We start from the raw sequence: 21,871 nt of genomic DNA on the forward strand, positions 1-21,871 counted from the left end.
ACCAAGAACAAAAGACATCGTCGCCAGCAGCGCCGCCGCCCTCGTTCAGTGAGGGGGCTTATACGGCTAACCCCTTTTCCAAGTCAACACACCCAAACAATGTTTTTTCACAATTTTGTAACATCATGATTCATATGACAGAATTTCAAGCGCGCACAAGGAAGGCCCAAACAGGGCGACAAAGACCGCGGCGGCGACGGGCGGGGCCATGTCCCACACAGGAATACCCGTCGCGCTGGAACTGCAAGGACAAACGCCAGGCGCAGGCATTACCGGCTTGCACCGCCAATGGCGATCGCTAGGTTGGCCGCCAAGACAATGATCAAGAGAGAACACGCATGCTTGTCCTGGATGAGAAACAGACCCGCGCCGCCCTGCCCTGGGCGGAGCTTGTCGAGGCGCTGGCGACTATGTTTGCCGGCCCGTGCGTTGCTCCCGTGCGCCACCATCATGACGTGGAGGTGCCGGGCGAACGACATGCGACCCTGCTCCTGATGCCGGCGTGGGTGCCGGGGCACTATGCCGGCGTCAAGATTGTCTCCGTCTTTCCCGACAATGCGCAGCGCTCGCTGCCGGCGATCTTCGGAACCTATCTTCTTTCCTCGGCGAAAACCGGTGAAATGCTGGCGGCGATCGACGGCGGCGAGTTGACGGCGCGCCGGACGGCAGCCACATCCGCGCTTGCAGCGCGCTATCTCGCGCACCCCGAGGCCAAGGAGATGCTTGTCTGCGGCACCGGGCGGCTCTCGCTCAATCTCCTGCAGGCGCATGCCATCACGCGGCCGCTCGAACGTTTCCGCATCTGGGGCCGCAACGTCGACAATGCACGAAAGATCGCAGCCGAGGCCTTGGCGCTCGGGTTGCAGGCAGAGGCCGTGGCCGACCTGGAAGCGGCGGTGCGCTCGGCCGATATCGTGTCCTGCGCGACGCTTTCGGACGAACCGCTCATTCGCGGCGACTGGCTGAAGCCCGGCGCGCATCTCGATCTCGTCGGCGCCTTCAAGCCAAGCATGCGCGAAAGCGACGACGCGGCCATCCGGCGATCAAGTGTATTCGTCGATACGCGCGCGGGGGCGATGAGCGAGGCGGGCGACATCGTGCAGCCGTTAAAGAGCGGCTTCCTCACGGAAGACGGGATCAAGGCCGAGCTCGCAGAGCTCATCAAGGGCGTCCGCCCGGGCCGCACCAGCAGCGAGGAAATCACCCTCTTCAAGTCCGTCGGCGCCGCGCTCGAGGATCTGGCCGGCGCGATCCTCGCCTACGAGACGACGACGCGGGCGTGACGGAAATGAGGTTGTTGCCGGAACTGCCGGTTTCGCATGTCCTTGCGGATATCGGCGAGGCTCTTTCCAGCCATGGCCGCGCAGTGCTTTCTGCGCCGCCCGGCGCCGGCAAGACGACGCTGGTTCCTCTTTATCTGCTCGACCAGCTCTGGCGCGGCGACGGCCGGATCATCCTGCTCGAACCGCGCCGGCTGGCAGCGCGCGCTGCGGCGGGTCGAATGGCCTCCCTGCTCGGCGAACAGGTCGGCGAGACCGTCGGCTATCGCATGCGACTGGACAATCGCGTCTCGGCGCGGACGCGGATCGAAGTGGTGACCGAGGGCGTGTTCGCGCGGATGATCCTCGACGATCCGGAACTTGGCGGCGTGTCGACGGTGATTTTCGACGAGTTCCACGAACGCTCGCTGGACGCGGATTTCGGCCTTGCGCTGGCGCTCGACGTGCAATCTGCGCTCCGCGAGGACCTCAGGATCCTGGTGATGTCGGCCACGCTCGACGTGGCGCGCATTGCAGCGCTGCTGGATCAGCCGCCTGTCATCGAAAGTCTCGGGCGAAGCTTTCCGATCGACGTCCGCTACCGGGACCGGCCGGGGGGAGAGCGCGTCGAAGATGCTGTGACGCGGGCAATCGTCGAGGCGCATCAGACGCAGAGCGGCTCGATCCTCGCCTTCCTGCCCGGGCAGGCGGAAATCAGCCGAACGGCGGAACGGTTGCAGGGACGGTTCGACGATCAGACGCTGATTGCGCCGCTCTACGGCAATCTCAGCCAGAAGGAACAGGACGCCGCCATCCGCCCGGCTCTGCCCGGGACCCGCAAGATCGTGCTCGCAACCTCGATCGCCGAGACGTCCATTACGATCGACGGCGTCCGGATCGTCATCGACAGCGGCCTGCAAAGACTACCTGTGTTCGAGGCCTCCACCGGTATCACCCGCCTGGAGACGGTGCGCGTTTCTCGCGCCTCTGCCGACCAGCGGGCCGGACGCGCAGGCAGAACCGAGCCCGGTATTGCGGTTCGCCTGTGGCATCAGGGGCAAACGGCAGCGTTGCCGGCATTCACGCCGCCGCAGATTCTGTCGACCGACCTGTCCGGCCTCGTCCTCGACCTTGCGCATTGGGGCGTTCAGGATACGCGGTCGCTTGCCTTTGTCGATCAACCGCCCGAGGCGACGCTTGCCGAGGCGCGGGCGCTACTGAAGCAGCTCGGCGCACTCGACGCGGACGGGGCGCTTAACACGCGTGGCAAGGTCATGCGCGAGCTGGCATTGCCGCCTCGGCTGGCAGCGATGGTCATTTCGGCCGGCGAGACCGGGCATGCGAGGGATGCCGCCGTGCTCGCGGTGATGCTCACCGAACAGGGGCTCGGCGGCACGGGTGTCGACCTGGAAGAGCGGATGCGGCGTTTCAAATCCGAACGCGGCGAGCGTGCCGAGGCGGCGCGCCAGCTGGCGGGCAGACTGGCGAAGGGACTGGACCTTTCCAAGCCCACGGAGCCCAGCATGGCGGGCAGGCTTCTGCTGCATGCCTTTCCCGATCGGATCGCGCTGCAGCGCGGCGGCAGAGGGCGTTTCGTGATGGCGAACGGGCGCGGCGCCGAACTGCCGGAGACCGAAAGGCTTGCCGGTAGCCAGATGCTGGTGATCGCCGACCTCACCGGGCGCGCAGCGCAGGGGCGTATTCTGGCCGCAGCCGAGGTCTCGCGGGCTGACATCGAGGCAGAGCTGCCGGGCGCGATCAGAACGGATGACCAGACCTTCTTCGACCGGCAGAGCCGGCAGGTCAGGGCGCGGCGGGCGACGCGGCTCGGGGCCATCGTCTTCGACGAGACGCCCCTGCCCCGACCTTCCGGTGCTGAGGTGACAAAGGCACTGGCCGACGGCTTGCGCGAACTCGGCCTCGACCAGCTGCCTTTCTCGAAGGAAGCAAAGCAGCTTCGCGAGCGTATAGGCTTTCTTCACCGTGGCATCGGCGAGCCCTGGCCCGACATGAGCGACGATGCGCTGCTTGCCCGCATGGAAGACTGGTTCATCCCCTATCAGACCGACGCACGCGGGCTTTCGGAGGTTTCGGCAGGCGGCCTTTCGAACGGTCTTATGGCGCTCGTGCCGCATGCGCTGCACCGCGATCTGGCGCGCCTCGCGCCCACCCATTTCGAGGCACCGACCGGACAACGCCACCCCATCCAGTATGACGCCGAGGAGCCGACGCTGACGATCCGGGTGCAGGAGCTGTTCGGATTGAAGCAGCATCCGACGATCGGCGGCGGCCGGCTGCCGCTGCTTCTCGAGCTCACGTCTCCTGCACACAGGCCGATCCAGACGACACGCGACCTGCCGGGTTTCTGGGCCGGCTCCTGGAAAGATGTGCGCGCCGACATGCGCGGACGCTATCCGCGACACCCTTGGCCGGAACGGCCCGACGACGCCCTGCCGACGACAAGGGCGAAGCCGCGTGGTACATGAGCCGCAAACAGGTTCAAGGAACAGCCCATGGTCGATCATGTCGAGAGCATGCCGGAGGAGGACAGACACAATAGCCGTCGCCTGAGGCTTCAAACGCTGGTGAGGCTGAGATGGCTTGCCGTCTGCGGCCAGGCGGTGACCGTCTTCATCGTCGCCTTCTGGCTCCGGTTTCCGCTTCCACTGATCGCCAGCATCGCGCTGATCGCGGCGCTTGCGGCTGTCAACTTCTACCTGATGATCCGCTACCCGCCGACGCATCGCATCGACCCCGGTACCGCTTTCGCACTGCTCGGCTTCGATCTGCTGCAGCTCTGCGCCCTGCTCTTCATCACCGGCGGCCTTGCCAATCCGTTTGCGGCGCTGGTGTGCGTTCCCGTCATCATTTCCTTTGCGTCGCAGCCAATCCGCTACAGCACGGCGTTGATTCTGGTGGCGATGATCTGCATCACCATTCTCGCCTTCTCGCCGTTTCCGCTTCCCTGGTTCGGCGGCGTGGAGGTCAATGTCCACACCGTCATGCAGTTCGGCGTCTGGTGTTCGATCGCATCGACGATGACCTTTGCCGCTTTCTACGCCTACCGGGTCTCGATGGAAGCAAGCCAGCTGGCCGATGCGCTGGCGGCCACCGAGCTGGTGCTGCAGCGCGAGAAGCACCTGTCGCAGCTGGACGGGCTTGCTGCAGCTGCCGCGCACGAGCTCGGAACGCCGCTCGCCACCATCAGCATCGTTGCCAAGGAGATGGAGCGGGAGCTCAAGGACGACGACCGCTTCCGCGAGGACGTTCAGCTGCTGCGCAGTCAGAGCGAGCGCTGCCGCGATATTCTGCGGCGTCTGGCGACGCTTTCGGCGGAAGGAGAGGCGCATCTGCGGCGCCTGCCTTTGTCCTCGATGATGGAGGAGATCGTCGCGCCGCATCGCGAGTTCGGGATCAAGCTCGAACTGATCGAGAAGGGTCCGCGCAAGGGCGAGCCGGTGACCGATCGCAATGCCGGCATCATGTATGGCCTCGGCAACCTCATCGAGAACGCCGTCGACTATGCCCGCGAGAAGGTGACGGTGACGGTCGAGCACGACCAGCGGAGCGTTCGCATCATCGTCGAGGATGACGGAGAGGGATATTCGTCGGATATTTTGACCCGGATCGGTGAGCCCTATGTGACGAAGCGGCAGCGGGAGGATCGCGCCGGCGGACTGGGATTGGGTCTGTTTATCGCCAAGACGCTGCTCGAGCGCTCCGGCGCATCGCTGATCTTCGAGAACCGTGGGCCGGAGAGCGCCGGTGCGCGCGTGCGTGTCGAATGGCCGCGCATGCTGATCGATGCGCATTCGACAAAATGACTGTATCGGCCTAATGAAAGATCAGTGCATTTGACTTATGTCAGGCGGACAGCATCAGGATTGACGATGATGAACGAGCAGAACCACGACACTTCTTCAGCCACCGAGGATCATATCGGTCCGGATGCGAGCCTGTTGATCGTCGACGACGACGGCCCGTTCCTCAGACGCCTGGCGCGCGCGATGGAAACACGCGGCTTTCATGTCGAAACCGCCGAATCGGTTGCAGAAGGCGTTGCCAAGTCCAAGATCCGCCCGCCGAAGTACGCCGTCGTCGACCTGCGTCTTGGAGACGGCAACGGTCTGGATGTCATCGAGGCGATCCGGCAGCGTCGTGACGATACGCGCATTATCGTGCTGACCGGCTACGGAAACATCGCGACTGCCGTGACGGCGGTCAAACTCGGGGCGGTCGACTATCTGGCAAAGCCCGCCGACGCCGACGATGTGTATGCCGCACTGACGCAGCGCGCTGGCGAAAAGGCGGAGCTCCCGGAAAACCCGATGTCGGCCGACCGCGTGCGGTGGGAGCATATCCAGCGCGTCTACGAGATCTGCGAGCGCAATGTGTCGGAGACGGCGCGGCGCCTCAACATGCACCGACGCACGCTGCAGCGGATTCTCGCCAAGCGCGCGCCCAAGTAGGATCAGGTTTCGTCGACGTCGAACGGCTTGCCGCTTGCCCACTCGGCCATCAGCAGGCGCTGGGCGGCGGTGCGCGAGAAATCGAGCGTTACCGATTTGCGGGTGGCGGGCGCCAGACGGTGTTCGGGCGCTTCACGGATCATATGCGCGCCGTAGCCGTCCGACAGAAACAGGCCGCACTCCTCGGGAAAGATATCGAGCGGCACGTCCTTATGCGTGGCAAAGAACAAGCGATCGCAATGCAGCCGATACTCCGGCCATTTGCGATCCACCTTGAAGTCTTCGATCGAGGTCTTGATCTCAATGATCCAGATCTCGCCCTTCTCCGAGATGGTGATCAGATCCGCCCGTCGTCCGCTCGCCAGAGACAACTCCGGCAACACCGCGTGACGCATTTCATGAAGTAGAATCTGAGTCCCGCGGCGAACGAGCATGGCTCTGTCCGATTGCCGGCCATCTATTAACGGATTGTTATTATAAAGACTCAAAATGGTCATGGATAACCGTCGATGTAGCGCGCGTGTTGTTGCAAAAAAACCATGCGGTTCTACTTTGCCGTTGCGTATTCGTTTTGCCGCACTGCAACAGCTTGCAATGGCAAAGTTAATCGAAAATAAACCATATTCAAAGATGGTTCAAAAGAACGATCCTCCCTTGCCCCATTCCTAAGAGACATCCATGCGCATCCGCAATGCAATTCCTGTATTCGGCCTGATGGCGACGCTCGCTCTGGCCGGTTGCTCCACGACTTCCGAAAGTGCCTCTGTTGCAGACAAGAGTGCCGCACCAGGGCCGATCGTGCAGACCGCACAGATCTTCGACGACGCCTACGGCGTCACCACGGATGCCGGATACTCGCTGCCTGCGATCCCGATCCAGAAGGTCAAGCCGCAGTTCCATCGCCAGGTTGTCTCCTACGAAACCACGGAACGCCCGGGCACGATCATCGTCAACACCCGCGAGCGCTTCCTGTATTACATCATGCCCGGCGGCAAGGCCATGCGTTACGGCATCGGTGTTGGCAAGCAGGGCTTTGCCTGGGCGGGCACCGCCTACGTCGCCTGGAAGCAGGAATGGCCGAACTGGCATCCGCCCAAGGAAATGGCTGTCCGCCGACCGGAAATCGCCAAGTACGTCGAGGACGGCATGGGCCCCGGCCTGTCCAACCCGCTCGGCGCGCGCGCCATGTATCTGTTCAACGAAAAGGGCCAGGACACGCTCTTCCGTCTGCACGGCACGCCGGAATGGGCTTCGATCGGAACCGCTGCCTCGTCTGGCTGCATCCGTCTGATCAATCAGGACGTGATCGACCTCTACAGCCGTGTCCGTCCGGGCAAGGCGTCCTCTAAGGTTATCGTCATTCAGTAGGCCGGACCTGAAGTTCGCTATGAAAGGGCCGCCGGAACCTTCGTTTCGGCGGCCTTTTGTATACGAGCGGCTGTCGATCAGGCGTCCTGCTTGGCCTTGAGCTGCAGACGTCGCCGATGCAGGACCGGCTCGGTGTAGCCATTCGGCTGCTGCCTGCCCTTCAAGACGAGATCCAGGGCGGCCTGGAAGGCGATCGAGCCGTCGAAATCGGCAGCCATCGGCACATAGGCGGGATCAGAGGCGTTCTGCTGATCCACGACAGCCGCCATGCGCTTCATCGTCTCGACGATCTGAGCTTCGGTCACCACCTTGTGATGCAGCCAGTTTGCCATGTGCTGTGCGGAGATGCGCAGCGTTGCCCTATCCTCCATCAGACCGACATTGTTGATATCAGGCACCTTCGAGCAGCCGACGCCCTGGTCGACCCAGCGAACGACGTAGCCGAGGATGCCCTGCGCATTGTTGTCGAGTTCGCGCTGGACTTCTTCCGGCGCCCAGTTCGGCCGCACGGCAACCGGAACCGATAGAATATCGCTGAGCTTGGCACGGGCGCGATCCTTCAATCCCTGCTGGACGCGCGCGACGTTGACCCGATGATAGTGTGTGGCGTGCAATGTCGCGGCGGTCGGCGACGGCACCCATGCGGTGTTTGCCCCGGCTTTGGGATGCGCGATCTTCTGCTCCAGCATTGCCGCCATCAGATCCGGCATGGCCCACATGCCCTTGCCGATCTGCGCGTGGCCGGAAAGGCCGCATTCGAGACCGATGTCGACGTTCCAGTTCTCGTATGCGGCGATCCAGGCCGCCTGCTTCATGTCGCCCTTGCGAATCATCGGCCCCGCTTCCATCGAGGTGTGGATTTCATCGCCGGTGCGATCGAGGAAGCCCGTATTGATGAAGACGACGCGCTCCCGGGCAGCCCTGATGCATTCCTTGAGGTTGACCGTCGTACGACGCTCCTCGTCCATGATGCCCATCTTGATGGTGTTGCGCGCCATACCGAGCGCATCCTCGACGCGGGAGAAGATCTCGACGGCGAAGGCGACCTCTTCCGGCCCGTGCATCTTCGGCTTGACGACAAAGACCGAGCCGGCACGCGAATTCTTGCGCCGACCGCTCGGGCCGACGTCGTAGAGCGCGATCAGGCCCGTGATCATGGCATCCATGATGCCCTCGGGCACTTCGTTTCCGTCGCGATCAAGAATCGCCGGGTTGGTCATCAGGTGGCCGACGTTGCGGATCAGCATCAGCGAGCGGCGACGAACCTCGAAAGGAACACCGTCCGGGCCGGTGTATTCGATATCCGGATTAAGCTTGCGAATGAACGTCGAACCGCCCTTGGCCACTTCTTCCTCAAGATCGCCCTTCATCAGGCCCAGCCAGTTGCGATAGACGACGGTCTTGTCCTCGGCGTCGACGGCAGCGATGGAATCTTCGCAGTCCATGATGGCGGTAATCGCCGATTCGAGCCAAATATCGGAAATATGCGCCGGGTCGCTCTTGCCGATGGCGGTGGAGGCATCGATCACGATGTCGATATGGATGCCGTTGTTCTTCAGGAGTACATGCGTCGGTGCGGATGCTTCGCCTCGATAGCCGGCAAAATGCGCCTGATCCGTCAGGGAAACGTGTTCCCCGTCGGTCGACGTCATGGCAAGCACGCCGTCCTTGACCGCAAAGCCCGCGACATCCTTCCAGCTCCAATCGGCCAGCGGAACGGCGCCATCGAGAAAATCGCGGACCCAGGCGATGACCTTTTCGCCGCGCTTGGGATTGTAGCCCTTGCCCTTCTCTGCGCCATCGCTTTCGGCAATCGCGTCGGTTCCATAGAGCGCATCGTAGAGCGAACCCCAGCGGGCATTGGCGGCGTTGAGCGCGTAGCGGGCGTTCATGACGGGGACAACCAGCTGCGGGCCGGCGATCGAGGCGATTTCAGGGTCGACATTCGTCGTCGACACCTGGAAATCCGAGCCTTCCGGCAAGAGATAGCCAATGTCTCGCAAGAAGGCCTGATACGCTTCCATGTCGGTTGGCGCGCCATGCTGGCGATACCAGTCGTCGATTCGGAGCTGGAGCGCATCACGCTTTGCCAACAATTCGCGATTCTTCGGAGCAAGATCATGAACGATCGCCGAAAAATCAGCGAAAAACCTATCCGCGTCGACCTTGAGCCCGGGCAGTGCTTCGTCGACCAGAAACGCGTGAAGGACTGGCTCGATCGCAAGACCGTTTTTATCGATGCGGCTCATGGAATATCTCCTCGGACAATGGCGGCTTTCGCATGCTGCCACTTTGCCCGGCTTTCATTGATAGTCAATTGTGCAATAGTTCGAAAGATTTATGCCTTTTAGGGCGATGCGCGCGGCGTGACACGCAACGGCAGGCCGTTCTGTGGCTGGGTCGTCAGCTTCTGGACCGGCCAAGGCCTGGTTTGGTCCGTCATATCGAAACGGAAACGCCTCATCAGCACCGCGAGCGCGATCACCGCTTCCTGGAGCGCGAAGGTCGCCCCGATGCAAACGCGTGGACCGGCGCCGAAAGGCAGGAACTGAAAGCGGCCGATCTTGCCGCGATTTTCCGGCAGGAAGCGTTCCGGCATATAGGCGCGGGGCTTTTCCCAGTAGAGTTCGTGGCGATGCAGGGTCCACGGCATGATGAGGACCGTGACACCGGCTTCGATGTCCACAGTTTCGCCTTTGGCATCGGCCCATCTATCGGCGGCGATCGCGGCGCGGTTGATCGAGGGAGCGGGCGGATAGAGCCGCAGCGCCTCCTCGAAGGCAGCGCGGGTGTATGGCATAAGGTCAAGCCACTGAACCGGCTCGGCGCCGCTCGCCATGACCCGGCCTATCTCATCTTCCATCGCATCACGGAAATGAGGCGTGTTGGCCACGCAATAGAGCGTCCAGGCAAGCGCCCGCGCTGTCGTTTCGTGGCCCGCGCCGATGAAGGTCAGAATATTGTCTTCTATTTCCTCGTTGGAGAGACCACCGGTGGCTGCCTGCTCCAGCAACAGCGTCAGAAAATCTTCGGGCGTCGACGCCCGATCGGCTTTCATCCGCGCCAGGCGCGCATCCATTGTCTGGCGCACGATGAAACGGAATTTGTCGAGGACCTTCTGGCCGCCAATGCGCGTCACGCGCGGCACCCAGGACGGAGCGCGCAGCAGGTCCATCGGATCGACGCGCCCCATGCGGTGCAGCAGCGCGTTCACATCGTCTGCGAAACTGTCCGACGAGGTCACGATCTCGCCGGAAAACAACGTGTCGGCGAGGATCACGAAGGTCAGCTCCGTCATGTCGCTGGCGATTTCGAACACCTGGCCCTCGCCGCCGGCTGATTCGTACTTTCGCGCATAGTCCTCGGATTGGCGCAGCATCTGTCCGGCAAAGCCGTTTGCATGGCGCGGCGTGAAGACCGGCGCAACCGCCTTGCGCGACCGCTTCCACACCTCGCCTTCGGCCGTCAGCAGCCCGTCGCGCAGGATCGGGCGCAGGACGAGCTGGCGAATATCCGACATGCGGTAGTTTGCTGCATTGTCGACGAGGACGTGCCTGATCAGCCCCGGATCGTTGACGATGAGGGTGCGTTCCCGGAAGAACCGCGTCTTGATCCAGGGCAGCGTGTAGGACGGCTCGCCCCATAGCTCCAGCGGATTGCGCAGGATGGTGCGGATGATCTCCAATCGGCCTGGCGGCACCGTGCGAGGCATCGGTGCGGGCGGAACAAAGGGGTCTGGACGCATGTCCATCAGAGCCTGGCCTTTCGCGGAGGATTGTCTCCCTCCCGGCAAGGCTAGAACTAGAGCAGGCGCTCGAGCTCGTCCAGCTTGTCGTTGACCAGCCAGCCGTAGTAGTTCTCTTCCGGCAAGACGGTCTGACCCGATGCGCGGTTCTTGGCGGCCAGTGCCGAGGCGCGCTGGCGCGAATTGCCGACATTGTAGAGCGTCGCCGTCAGGCCGGGATTCTTCGAGATATCCATGCCGGCGATCTGCTTGTAGTCGTCGATCGACTTGCGGACGGAGGCCGCGACGAAGGCGAGCGAGATGTCAGGCTGCATGATCGCCCGGTATACGCCGCCGGCATCCTTTTCGTTCAGCCTGTCGTAGCCAGAGACCTTGGTGACGAGATCCGAGAGCATAAGTGCGGTCAGCGGATTGATCTGGCCGAGCCCGAAGGTCTGGCCCGCGTAGAAGGGCTGGAAGAACACCGCACTGAAGCGATTGTCCGGGAAGCTCTTGCCATCGACGGTCCTGCCGCGGAAATCGCTTTCCCAGACATCCTCGCGGCAGCTCCACAGCACGTAGGAATCGCCCTTGCCGCTGCATTCGGCAAACTGTGGCCGCTTGATGAAATCATCGACGTCCTCGCCACCATAGGCAAAGCGGAAGCTCTCGCCCGCGTAGGAGGCGGCCTTGACGTAGTAGGACTGCAGCCGGTCGTAAGCGTCGACATTGTAGGTGTGTTCGCCGACGATGGCGCCGACGACGTGGATCGGATCAATGCCGTAGGCAGCGGAGACCTTCTTGATCTTGCCCATCAGCTCATGGTCGGTCGCGAGAAGTTCGTGGACCTTGTCGTACTTGCGATCGAAGGATGTCTTGGTGCCCTTGGTCCGGCGAACGGACGCGCCCGGAATATCAGGCTGCTCAGCATGACGATTGCCCGGCGGCACGACTTCGATGGCAAATGCAGGCGCCGCGGACAGCACGGCAACAGCAATCAGAAGGCTTGTCAGAAGGCGTCGCACGATCAGCGTTCCCATCATTCCTGGCATTGGTCACGAAACGCGCTGACTGGACCATAATCTTGGCCGAATAATGCTGGCGCGGATAACAAAGCGGGCCTTTCACTAAAAAGTAAAAGGCCCGTTGTCGAGAGTGCAAACAGTCAAAAATCCGGAATCGTCCCGGTTGCGAGCAAGGCCGGTGCCAACATCACAGTATGAAGCGCGACAGATCCGTGTTCTGGGCGAGATCGCCGACATGCTGGCGAACGTAGGCCGCGTCGATTGTCACCGCAGTGCCGCCGCGATCTGGAGCATTGAACGAGATTTCGTCCAGCACCCGCTCCATTACCGTCTGCAGACGGCGCGCACCGATGTTTTCGACCGACGAGTTCAAGTGAACGGCGACATCGGCGAGCGCGTCGATGGCGTCATCCGTGAAGTCGAGGTTCAGACCTTCAGTTTCCATCAGCGCCCGATACTGGCGAATGAGACTCGCCTCGGTTTCCGTCAGAATGCGGCGGAAGTCTTCCTTGGTCAGCGGCCGTAGTTCGACGCGGATCGGCAGGCGACCCTGCAGTTCCGGCAGGAGGTCCGAAGGCTTGGAGACATGAAAGGCGCCCGAGGCGATGAAGAGGACATGGTCGGTCTTCACCGGTCCGTATTTGGTGGAGACGGTCGTGCCTTCGACGAGCGGCAGAAGATCGCGCTGCACGCCTTCGCGAGAGACGCCGGCACCCATGCCGCCATCGCGGGCAGCAATCTTGTCGATCTCGTCGAGGAAGACGATGCCGTCGTTCTCGACCGCACTGACCGCCTCGCGCTGGATAACCTCGTTGTCGATCAGCTTGTCGGACTCGTCACGGATCAGCTCGGCATAGGACGCCTTGACCGTCGTGCGGACCTTCTTGGTACGGCCGCCCATCGCCCTGCCGAACATTTCCGACAAGTTGAGAACGCCGACATTGCCGCCTTGCATGCCTGGAATGTCGAAGCCGCCCATGCCGGTGTTGGTATCGGCCACTTCGATATCGATTTCCTTGTCGTCCATTTCGCCGGTGCGCAGCTTCTTGCGGAAGCTGTCACGGGTGGCGGGCGACGCCGTCGAGCCTACCAGCGCGTCGAGGACGCGTTCCTCGGCGCTCATATGGGCTTTCGCCTGCACTTCAGACCGCTTCTTTTCGCGTGCAAGGCCGATGCCGACTTCGACGAGGTCGCGGATGATCTGCTCGACATCGCGGCCGACATAGCCGACTTCGGTGAACTTTGTTGCTTCCACCTTGATGAACGGCGCGCCGGCCAGCTTGGCGAGACGACGGGAGATCTCCGTCTTGCCGACGCCTGTCGGGCCGATCATCAGGATATTCTTGGGCATGACCTCGTCGCGCAGATCTGGTTCGAGCTGCTGGCGACGCCAACGGTTGCGCAACGCGATCGCCACGGCGCGCTTGGCCTCATGCTGGCCGATGATGTAGCGGTCGAGTTCGGATACGATCTCGCGGGGGGAAAAAGTCGTCATCTTCTATGTCCCATCAGGGGTGAAATCTCTCGGAAAGGATCAGGCGTCCGCATCCAGCGTTTCGACCACGATATTGTGGTTGGTATAGACACAAATGTCAGCGGCAATATCGAGAGCACGTCGGGCGACTTCCTCGGCGGACTTGTCGGTGTCCATCAAGGCGCGGGCGGCTGCGAACGCATAATTCCCACCTGAGCCGATTGCGATGGCGCCGTGCTCGGGTTCAAGAACATCGCCGTTGCCGGTGATAGCCAGCGTCACGGATTTGTCCGCAACCAGCATCATGGCTTCAAGATTGCGCAGATACTTGTCGGTGCGCCAGTCCTTGGCGAGTTCGACGGCCGCCCGCATCAGCTGCCCGGGATACTGCTCGAGCTTTTTTTCAAGCCGCTCCAGAAGGGTGAACGCGTCGGCGGTCGCGCCCGCGAAACCGGCAATCACTTCTCCCTTGCCGATGCGGCGAACCTTGCGGGCATTGCCTTTCATCACCGTCTGACCAAGGCTCACCTGACCGTCGCCCGCCATAATGACCTTGCCGCCCTTTCGAACTGTAATAATCGTTGTCATCAATACACCTTCGCCCGCTTGCCGGGCCTTTGCACCGGGCCGATCGCCGGCCTTGTTGAGACCTATGTAAGTTGGCGGGAGCCGATTGCAAATGGCTTCGATTTCTGCCGCCGCGGTTCTGGATATTTCCAGGCCCGCCTGATAAGGAACGGCCGTATTTCCCGATGGAGCAGCCATATGGCCGAAACCACAGCAAGCCGCACCGGCGCGGTGTCGCGCAAGACGAACGAAACTTCGGTCTCGGTGGCCGTCAACCTCGACGGTATCGGAAAAGCGAAGATTTCCACCGGCGTCGGCTTCTTCGACCACATGCTCGACCAGCTGTCGCGACATTCGCTGATCGACATGGAGATCGAGACCAAGGGTGACCTGCATATCGACGATCACCACACGGTGGAAGATACGGGTATCGCCATCGGTCAGGCCATCGCCAAGGCACTCGGCGACCGCCGCGGCATCACGCGCTACGCGTCGATCGATCTCGCCATGGACGAGACGATGACGAAGGCAGCCGTTGATCTCTCCGGTCGTCCCTTCCTTGTGTGGAACGTCGCTTTCAGCGCACCGAAGATCGGCACGTTCGACACCGAGCTCGTCCGTGAATTTTTCCAGGCGCTTGCCCAGAACGCCGGCATCACGCTGCATATCGTCAACCATTATGGTGCCAACAACCACCATATCGCAGAGACATGCTTCAAGGCCGTTGCCCGCGCATTGCGCACGGCGACAGAGATCGATCCGAGGCAGGCGGGCCGTGTTCCCTCGACGAAGGGCACGCTCGTCTGAGCCCCTTCAGGGAGCTTGACGACATGACTTCCAGCTATGTGGTTCTGACTGCTCCCGGCGGGGCCGATGTCGCACACGAGAAGACGCAGATCATCCGCGACGGCTTTACTGTGCTCGGCTTCCTGTTTCCGTGGCTCTGGCTTGCCGCCCATCGGCTCTGGCCGCATGCGATCGCTGCCTTCCTGCTGCAAAGCCTCGGCGGCGCCCTGCTGGACCGTCCCGGGCTTTGGCCGATCGGCGCTGCGATCACCTTTGCAACGAGCCTTCTCGTGGCCCTTGAAGGACAGAATTTCCGTATCCGCAGCCTGGCCTCAAAAGGCTGGGAGGAGGATGGGCTGGTCTCGGCTGATTGCTTGCAGGTCGCCGAAGAGATCTATTTTTCTGGTGTTCAGACCGACATTCGTGACGAAAGCCGCGTTCCTTCGCCGCAATGGGACAGTGCCTCCCATGCCRATGCGCGCCGCAACGCCACATCGCTCGGTCTCTTTGGTTTTGATGGAGGACGCTGATGCGCGTCGCAATAATCGACTACGGCTCAGGCAATCTGCGTTCAGCGACGAAGGCCTTTGAGCGCGCCGCCMGTGAAGCCGGCATCGATGCCGTGATCGATCTCACCGACAGAGCCGAGAACGTGGCCGCCGCCGACCGCGTCGTGCTTCCGGGCGTCGGCGCCTATGCGGATTGCCGGCGTGGACTGGACGCCGTCGACGGTATGAGCGAGGCACTCCTCGAGGCAGTCGAGATGAAGGCTCGGCCCTTCCTCGGCATCTGCGTCGGCATGCAGCTGATGTCATCGCGCGGCCTTGAGAAGACCGTGACGAACGGTTTCGGCTGGATCCCAGGCGATGTCGTCAAGATGACGCCTGACGATCCCAATCTGAAAATTCCGCAGATCGGCTGGAACACGCTCGACCTGCGCAGCCCTCACCCGCTTTTCGACGGGATTGCGACCGGGCCGGACGGACTGCATGCCTATTTCGTTCATTCCTACCATCTGGCCGCGGCGAATGAAGACAATGTGATTGCGACGGCCGGCTACGGCGGACCGATCACCGCCTTTGTCGGCCGCGACAACATGGTGGGAGCCCAGTTCCATCCGGAGAAGAGCCAGAAACTCGGGCTCGCCCTGATTGCCAACTTCCTGCGCTGGAACCCCTGAGCTCGCGCGATTGCAAGGACTGAACAGAATGATCCTATTTCCTGCTATCGACCTCAAGGACGGCCAGTGCGTCCGCCTCAAGCTTGGCGACATGGAGCAGGCGACCGTCTACAATCCGGACCCCGCCGCGCAGGCCAAGGCTTTCGAGGACCAGGGCTTCGAATGGCTTCACGTGGTTGACCTCAATGGCGCCTTTGCCGGGGAGAGCGTCAACGGCGCGGCTGTCGATGCGATCCTCAAGGCGACGACGAACCCGGTGCAACTGGGCGGCGGCATCCGCACGCTCGATCACATCGAGAACTGGCTGTCGCGCGGGTTGACACGTGTCATCCTCGGCACGATTGCAGTGCGCGACCCGGCGCTGGTGATCGAAGCCTGCAAGGCATTTCCCGGCCGCGTCGCAGTTGGCATCGATGCCAAGGGCGGCAAGGTGGCCGTCGAGGGATGGGCCGAGGCTTCGCAGCTCGGGATCATCGAACTGGCCAGGAAGTTCGAGGGCGCCGGTGTTGCCGCGATCATCTATACCGATATCGACCGCGACGGCATTCTGACCGGCATCAACTGGGATTCGACGCTGGAACTTGCCGACGCCGTTTCCATACCGGTCATCGCATCTGGCGGCCTCGCGTCGATCGACGACGTCAAGCGCATGCTGCAGCCCGACGCATGCAAGCTGGAGGGCGCGATTTCCGGTCGCGCGCTCTATGATGGCCGTATCGACCCCAGCGACGCCCTGGCGCTGATTAAGGCGGCGCGGGCAAAGGAGATCGTGCAATGACCCTCAAGGCCCGTGTCATTCCCTGCCTCGACGTCAAGGACGGCCGCGTCGTCAAAGGCGTCAATTTCGTCAACCTGGTCGATGCCGGCGATCCCGTGGAGGCTGCCAAGGCTTATGATGCGGCCGGCGCCGACGAACTCTGCTTCCTCGACATCACCGCCTCCTCCGACAATCGCGAAACGATCTTCGATGTCGTGGCGCGAACCGCCGAGCAGTGCTTCATGCCTGTGACCGTCGGCGGCGGCGTGCGCACGCTTGGCGATATACGAAAGCTGCTGCTTTGCGGCGCCGACAAGGTTTCGATCAATTCGGCGGCCGTCAACAATCCGGATTTCGTGTCAGAAGCGGCGGACAAGTTCGGCGACCAGTGCATTGTCGTTTCCATCGACGCCAAGCGTCGACTGACGCGGGCGGTCGGCGGCGACAACATCAGCGCCTGGGAGATCTACACGCATGGYGGCCGCACTGCGACGGGCATCGATGCCGTGGATTTCGCCGCGAAAATGGTCGAACGTGGCGCCGGCGAACTGCTCGTCACCTCGATGGACCGCGACGGCACCAAAGTCGGCTACGATCTCGAACTGACGCGGGCGATTGCCGATGCCGTGCGGGTACCGGTGATCGCATCCGGCGGCGTCGGCGATCTCGACGATCTGGTGGCTGGTGTCAAGCAGGGGCACGCGACCGCCGTTCTTGCCGCCTCGATCTTCCACTTCGGTACCTATTCCGTCGGCGAGGCCAAGCGCTATATGGCCTCCAACGGCATCGCGATGCGTCTCGACTGAGCTGAAGGCTAGGCAATGACCCAATTTACCCTTTTCGATCTCGAAAAGATCATCGACGAGCGCTCGAAGGCACCTGCGACCGAATCCTGGACTGCCAAGCTGGTCGCCGCCGGACAAACGAAAGCAGCGAAGAAACTCGCAGAGGAAGCGATCGAGGTTGTGATGGCCGCGGTTGTCGATGATCGCGACAATCTCGCCTACGAGGCGGCCGACGTCCTCTATCATCTCTTGGTCGTATTGAAGATCGCAGGCATTCCGTTGCACAGTGTGATGGACGAACTCGAACGCCGGACCGGGCAATCCGGCATCAAGGAAAAGGCCGGTCGGCAAGATCCATGAGCATTGCGAAGCAAATCCATGGCGCACCTGAGGCGCTCGACCACTTCCAGGCGAACGACTACTCGCCGTATCACTTCTTTTCGTCGGAGGAGTGGGCGCATTTCCGGGCAGATACGCCGCTGACGCTGACACTGGACGAAGTCAAACGGCTGCGCTCCATGGGCGACCCGATCGACCTCGACGAGGTACGACGGATCTATCTGTCGTTGTCACGGCTGCTGTCGGCACATGTGGAATCGTCGCAGTTGCTTTTCGAGCAGCGCAATCGATTCCTCAGCCTCTCCAATGTTGCCAAGACGCCCTTCGTCATCGGGATCGCCGGCTCGGTGGCCGTTGGCAAGTCGACGACGGCCCGCATCCTGAAGGAACTGTTGCGCCGCTGGCCTTCCAGCCCCAAGGTGGACCTGGTGACGACGGATGGCTTTCTCTATCCGAACGCCGTGCTGCAACGGGAAAACCTGATGCAGCGAAAGGGTTTCCCTGAAAGCTACGACACTGGCGCAATCCTGCGCTTTCTGGCCGCGATCAAGGCGGGGCAGCCGAACGTCAAGGCACCGTCCTACTCGCACCTGGTCTACGACGTGTTGCCGAACGAATACACGATCATCGACCGGCCCGATATTTTGATCTTCGAGGGCATCAATGTGCTGCAGTCGCGCGATCTGCCCGCAGGCGGCAAGATCGTGCCGATGGTTTCCGACTTCTTCGACTTCTCGATTTATATCGACGCGGAAGAAAGCCGGATTCACAACTGGTACGTCACACGTTTCATGCGCCTGCGCGAGACGGCGTTTCGCGATCCGAACTCGTTCTTTCACCGCTACGCGTCGATCAGCGAGGAAGAAGCGCTTTCGATTGCGGAAGGGCTCTGGGAGAACATCAACCTCAAGAACCTGCGCGAGAATATCCTGCCCACGCGTCCGCGCGCCGACCTCATCCTGCGCAAGGGCCAGAATCATCTGACCGAGCAGGTTGCGCTCAGAAAGCTCTAGAGCAATTCCAGCAAAAGTGCATAGCGGTTTTGCGTTCGAAATTGCGTAAAAACAAAAGGTTAGAGCGTTTTCGCGATTCGGAGAAAAGCGGAAATGCTCTAACGGGTTACACGGCGGAGCGTCAGGTTGATGCGACCGCCGTTTTTCAGCAAGGTCGAGGTTGCCGGGTAGATGCGGTCCACACCGTGGAAGCACAGCCTCCCCTCGGCACCGAGAACAACGACGTCACCACTCGACAGCTTGAAGGACAGGGTCCGGTCGCTACGATCCAACCCGCCGACACGGAAAAGGCAGGCGTTGCCGAGCGAGATGGATACGACCGGCGCCTCAAGGTCCTCTTCGTCCTTGTCCTGATGCAATCCCATGCGGGCTTCATCCGCATAGAAATTGACGAGGCAGGCCTGCGGCGGCTTTTGATAGCCGGAGACGTCGTTCCAGATCTCCACCAGCTCCTGCGGCATATCCGGCCAGGGCTTTGCCGTTACCGGATGTGTCGGCTGATAGCGATAGCCGCGCTCCTTGTCCGTGACCCATCCCAGAGGTCCGCAATTCGTCATCCGGACGGACATCGGCTTGCCGGTTCCAGGCATGACAGGCACGAAGAGGGGCGCATCGGCAACGATCGCCCGGATCGCAGCGACCAGCGCTTCCTGACGCGAACGGCTGAGATATTCGGGATTATGGCGAACGCCGTTCGGCAACTGCGGCATCTTACTCTGCGCCCGGCGGACGCCCCCGCATCTTCTTGACCTCGGAACGGCCGGACTTCGCTTTCAGCCGCCGTTCGACAGAGCCTTTCGTCGGCTTCGTCTTCCTGCGCGGCGGCGGTGGCGGCTTTGCTGCCTCGAGAATCATTTCCTTCAGCCGTTCGCGCGCATCCTCGCGATTGCGTTCCTGGCTGCGGAAACGGCTTGCCTCGATCATCAGCACGCCTTCCTTGGAGAGGCGCCTGCCGGCAAGCTTTACGGCATTGGCCTTGACCCGTTCGTTGAGCGCCGGCGAGTTCACAACGTTGAAGAAGAGCTGGACCGCGGTCGATACCTTGTTGACGTTCTGCCCGCCGGGGCCGCCTGCCAGAACGAATTGTTCTGTCAGTTCCCATCCGGCGATGGTGATCCTGTCGTCGATATAGAGCGGGTCGCTGGCCATGCGATTTCTATCTCACATTGCCGCCTGCTTGGAAACACGCAAAAACCCGGCGAAAAAACGCCGGGGTTTCACGTGAATCATCAATGCTTTGCTCTATTACTCAGCAGCGATCTGAAAACCCGGGGCCGCATCGCGCACCCCGCCATCGACATGATCTTCGAACTTGGCGAAGTTCTCGATGAACATGGCCACGAGCTTTGCAGCCTGCGCGTCGTAGGCGACGGCATCCTGCCATGTGGACCGTGGATCGAGGATGCCGCTTTCGACGGCCTGAACCGCCACGGGTATAGCGAAGCCGAAGTTCGGATCCGTGCGGAACTCGACCTTGCCGAGCTCTCCGCAGAGCGCTGCTGCAAGAAGTGCGCGCGTTGCCTTGATCGGCATGCGCTTACCGGTGCCGTAGGCGCCGCCCGTCCAGCCGGTGTTGACCAGCCAGCACTCCACACCGTGGCGGCCAATGAGATCCTTCAGCAGATTGCCGTATTCAGACGGATGGCGCGGCATGAACGGTGCGCCGAAGCAGGTCGAGAAGGTCGCTTCCGGCTCGGTGACGCCCTTCTCCGTTCCGGCAACCTTTGCGGTGTAGCCCGAGAGAAAGTGGTACATCGCCTGATCCGGAGAAAGCTTGGCAATCGGCGGCATCACACCGAAGGCGTCTGCCGTCAGCATAATGATCGTCTTTGGGTGGCCCGCCAGGCCCGTTTCAGAAGCGTTCGGAATGAAATCCAGGGGGTAAGCACATCGGGTGTTTTCCGTCAGCGATCCATCATTGAAGTCCGGTTCACGCAGGTCGTTCAGGACGACGTTTTCGAGAACCGTGCCGAAACGCTGGGTGGTGGCGTAGATTTCAGGCTCGGCTTCTGCCGACAGGCGGATCGTCTTGGCGTAGCAACCGCCTTCGAAATTGAAGATGCCGTTTTCGCCCCAGCCGTGCTCGTCATCGCCGATCAGCGTGCGAGCCGGATCGGCCGACAGCGTCGTCTTGCCGGTGCCGGAAAGTCCGAAGAAGACAGCCGCGTCGCCATCCGGACCGACATTCGCCGAGCAGTGCATCGGCATGACGCCCTTGGCCGGCAAAAGGTAGTTGAGCACGGTGAAGACCGACTTCTTCATCTCGCCGGCATAAGACGTTCCAGCGATCAGGACTTCGCCGTTCGTCAGGTCGCAGGCGATCACGGTTTCAGTGCGGCAGCCATAGCGCTCGGGGTCGGCCTTGAAGCTCGGCAGGTCGATGATCGTCAGCTTGGGAACGAAGGTTTCGAGCGCGGAACGTTGCGGACGGATCAGAAGATTGCGGATGAACAGCGAATGCCAGGCGAGTTCGGTTACAACGCGGGTCGGCAAGGCGTTAGCCGCGTCCGCACCGCCGATCAGGTCCTGCACGAACAGTTCCTTTCCAGCCGCATGCGCCAGCATGTCCTGCTTCAGCAGCGCAAAATGCTCCGGCGACATCGGCTTGTTGTTATCCCACCAGATCTGACCTTCGGTATTTTCATCGCGGACGACGAACTTGTCGCGCGGCGACCGGCCGGTGTGCTGGCCCGTCAAGGCCCGCAGTGCTCCATGAGCGGTGAGTTCGGCCTCACCCCGGCGAATCGACTCTTCATACAGAGAAGCGGCGGTAAAGTTATAGCGGACGCTCTTTGCACCCGCCAAACCTGTCGTCGCCAGCTCTACCGCCGGGTTGTGGAGTCCGAACAACACCATGGTATTTCCCTTCCCTTGAGGCTCGTGCCATTAAGAACTGAACGCGACCGTACGGGTTGGATTTTTAAAACGCAATAGCCGAAAATCGATAAAATGTAGTAATATCAAATATTTAATCGATTTAAATTGATTGCGATTATTTTAAATCGTTTGAATTAACGGGGGCCGGATCACTTTGTCGCACAGCCAGTGGTTGCCATCAAAACTTTGCAACAATCGTCCCCTTTATCTTTGCCACAATTTGTTCCACCTTTATCCCCATAAGCGCA

General features: G+C 61.5%; 21 protein-coding genes. 12 read left to right on the top strand and 9 right to left on the bottom strand.

The annotated features are described in order from the left end of the window. The first annotated feature begins 338 nt into the window (after positions 1-338). From lhpI to AC1DMK_RS21355, 4 genes are all read left to right on the top strand, one after another. On the top strand, positions 339-1,283 hold the full coding sequence (gene lhpI / locus AC1DMK_RS21340) for a bifunctional Delta(1)-pyrroline-2-carboxylate/Delta(1)-piperideine-2-carboxylate reductase (protein WP_477861793.1): 945 nt from the start codon (positions 339-341) through the stop codon (positions 1,281-1,283). 5 nt (positions 1,284-1,288) lie between these two features. Next, on the top strand, positions 1,289-3,745 hold the full coding sequence (gene hrpB, locus AC1DMK_RS21345) for an ATP-dependent helicase HrpB (RefSeq protein ID WP_477861795.1): 2,457 nt from the start codon (positions 1,289-1,291) through the stop codon (positions 3,743-3,745). A 27-nt stretch (positions 3,746-3,772) separates the two neighbouring features. Further along, entirely contained in the window at positions 3,773-5,083 is a 1,311-nt protein-coding gene (locus AC1DMK_RS21350) for an ActS/PrrB/RegB family redox-sensitive histidine kinase (RefSeq protein ID WP_037064486.1), read from the top strand. Between the two features lie 69 nt (positions 5,084-5,152). Beyond that, positions 5,153-5,728, top strand: coding sequence for an ActR/PrrA/RegA family redox response regulator transcription factor (locus tag AC1DMK_RS21355; RefSeq protein WP_037064695.1), 576 nt, complete (start codon positions 5,153-5,155; stop codon positions 5,726-5,728). A 2-nt stretch (positions 5,729-5,730) separates the two neighbouring features. On the opposite strand, the gene AC1DMK_RS21360 is transcribed toward AC1DMK_RS21355, so the two are convergent. Beyond that, a complete protein-coding gene (locus tag AC1DMK_RS21360) occupies positions 5,731-6,225 on the bottom strand; it encodes an MmcB family DNA repair protein (RefSeq protein WP_037064488.1) in 495 nt (164 codons plus the stop codon). Positions 6,226-6,406: 181 nt separating this feature from the next. Here AC1DMK_RS21360 and AC1DMK_RS21365 point away from each other — a divergent pair, with 181 nt between their 5' ends. Further along, positions 6,407-7,096 (top strand): L,D-transpeptidase, encoded by a 690-nt coding sequence (locus tag AC1DMK_RS21365; protein ID WP_037064490.1) that lies wholly within the window; start codon positions 6,407-6,409, stop codon positions 7,094-7,096. Between the two features lie 77 nt (positions 7,097-7,173). Here AC1DMK_RS21365 and AC1DMK_RS21370 read toward each other — a convergent pair whose 3' ends face one another. The 5 genes from AC1DMK_RS21370 to hslV form a co-directional block, all read right to left on the bottom strand. Continuing rightward, positions 7,174-9,345 (bottom strand): malate synthase G, encoded by a 2,172-nt coding sequence (locus AC1DMK_RS21370; RefSeq protein ID WP_477861799.1) that lies wholly within the window; start codon positions 9,343-9,345, stop codon positions 7,174-7,176. A 98-nt stretch (positions 9,346-9,443) separates the two neighbouring features. Further along, positions 9,444-10,847 (bottom strand): cytochrome P450, encoded by a 1,404-nt coding sequence (locus AC1DMK_RS21375; RefSeq protein ID WP_477861801.1) that lies wholly within the window; start codon positions 10,845-10,847, stop codon positions 9,444-9,446. Positions 10,848-10,897: 50 nt separating this feature from the next. Then, entirely contained in the window at positions 10,898-11,845 is a 948-nt protein-coding gene (locus AC1DMK_RS21380; protein ID WP_477861803.1) for a DUF1402 family protein, read from the bottom strand. Positions 11,846-12,032: 187 nt separating this feature from the next. Beyond that, positions 12,033-13,340: an ATP-dependent protease ATPase subunit HslU gene (hslU, locus tag AC1DMK_RS21385; RefSeq protein WP_477861805.1), complete on the bottom strand. Its 1,308-nt coding sequence runs from the start codon at positions 13,338-13,340 to the stop codon at positions 12,033-12,035. 39 nt (positions 13,341-13,379) lie between these two features. Continuing rightward, complete coding sequence (gene hslV, locus AC1DMK_RS21390; protein WP_037064699.1) at positions 13,380-13,907, bottom strand: ATP-dependent protease subunit HslV; 528 nt, start codon at positions 13,905-13,907, stop codon at positions 13,380-13,382. Positions 13,908-14,084: 177 nt separating this feature from the next. On the opposite strand from hslV, the gene hisB reads away from it, so the two are divergent. The 7 genes from hisB to coaA are packed head-to-tail and all read left to right on the top strand — an operon-like array spanning position 14,085 to position 18,746. Beyond that, the gene (gene hisB / locus AC1DMK_RS21395; protein WP_037064501.1) at positions 14,085-14,693 is read left to right on the top strand and encodes an imidazoleglycerol-phosphate dehydratase HisB; all 609 of its coding nucleotides are present in this window, start codon (positions 14,085-14,087) and stop codon (positions 14,691-14,693) included. Between the two features lie 23 nt (positions 14,694-14,716). Then, positions 14,717-15,202: a DUF2628 domain-containing protein gene (locus AC1DMK_RS21400; protein ID WP_477861807.1), complete on the top strand. Its 486-nt coding sequence runs from the start codon at positions 14,717-14,719 to the stop codon at positions 15,200-15,202. Continuing rightward, positions 15,202-15,852, top strand: a complete 651-nt coding sequence (gene hisH / locus AC1DMK_RS21405; RefSeq protein WP_477861809.1) for an imidazole glycerol phosphate synthase subunit HisH — start codon at positions 15,202-15,204, stop codon at positions 15,850-15,852. The genes AC1DMK_RS21400 and hisH overlap by 1 nt, the downstream gene beginning before the upstream one ends. Before the next feature lie 28 nt (positions 15,853-15,880). Beyond that, positions 15,881-16,630 (top strand): 1-(5-phosphoribosyl)-5-[(5-phosphoribosylamino)methylideneamino]imidazole-4-carboxamide isomerase, encoded by a 750-nt coding sequence (gene hisA, locus AC1DMK_RS21410; protein ID WP_037064509.1) that lies wholly within the window; start codon positions 15,881-15,883, stop codon positions 16,628-16,630. After that, complete coding sequence (gene hisF / locus AC1DMK_RS21415) at positions 16,627-17,415, top strand: imidazole glycerol phosphate synthase subunit HisF (RefSeq protein ID WP_477861812.1); 789 nt, start codon at positions 16,627-16,629, stop codon at positions 17,413-17,415. Before hisA ends, hisF begins: the two co-directional genes overlap by 4 nt. A 15-nt stretch (positions 17,416-17,430) precedes the next feature. Continuing rightward, a complete protein-coding gene (locus AC1DMK_RS21420; protein ID WP_477861814.1) occupies positions 17,431-17,754 on the top strand; it encodes a phosphoribosyl-ATP diphosphatase in 324 nt (107 codons plus the stop codon). Beyond that, entirely contained in the window at positions 17,751-18,746 is a 996-nt protein-coding gene (gene coaA, locus AC1DMK_RS21425) for a type I pantothenate kinase (RefSeq protein WP_037064516.1), read from the top strand. The genes AC1DMK_RS21420 and coaA overlap by 4 nt, the downstream gene beginning before the upstream one ends. Positions 18,747-18,844: 98 nt before the next feature. On the opposite strand, the gene AC1DMK_RS21430 is transcribed toward coaA, so the two are convergent. The 3 genes from AC1DMK_RS21430 to AC1DMK_RS21440 form a co-directional block, all read right to left on the bottom strand. Next, positions 18,845-19,456, bottom strand: a complete 612-nt coding sequence (locus tag AC1DMK_RS21430) for an alpha-ketoglutarate-dependent dioxygenase AlkB (RefSeq protein ID WP_477861816.1) — start codon at positions 19,454-19,456, stop codon at positions 18,845-18,847. Position 19,457: 1 nt separating this feature from the next. Next, on the bottom strand, positions 19,458-19,895 hold the full coding sequence (gene arfB / locus AC1DMK_RS21435) for an alternative ribosome rescue aminoacyl-tRNA hydrolase ArfB (RefSeq protein WP_477861818.1): 438 nt from the start codon (positions 19,893-19,895) through the stop codon (positions 19,458-19,460). 96 nt (positions 19,896-19,991) lie between these two features. After that, positions 19,992-21,602 (bottom strand): phosphoenolpyruvate carboxykinase, encoded by a 1,611-nt coding sequence (locus AC1DMK_RS21440; protein ID WP_477861820.1) that lies wholly within the window; start codon positions 21,600-21,602, stop codon positions 19,992-19,994. Positions 21,603-21,871: the final 269 nt, after the last annotated feature.

This window comes from Rhizobium sp. 05L419, assembly GCF_056397845.1.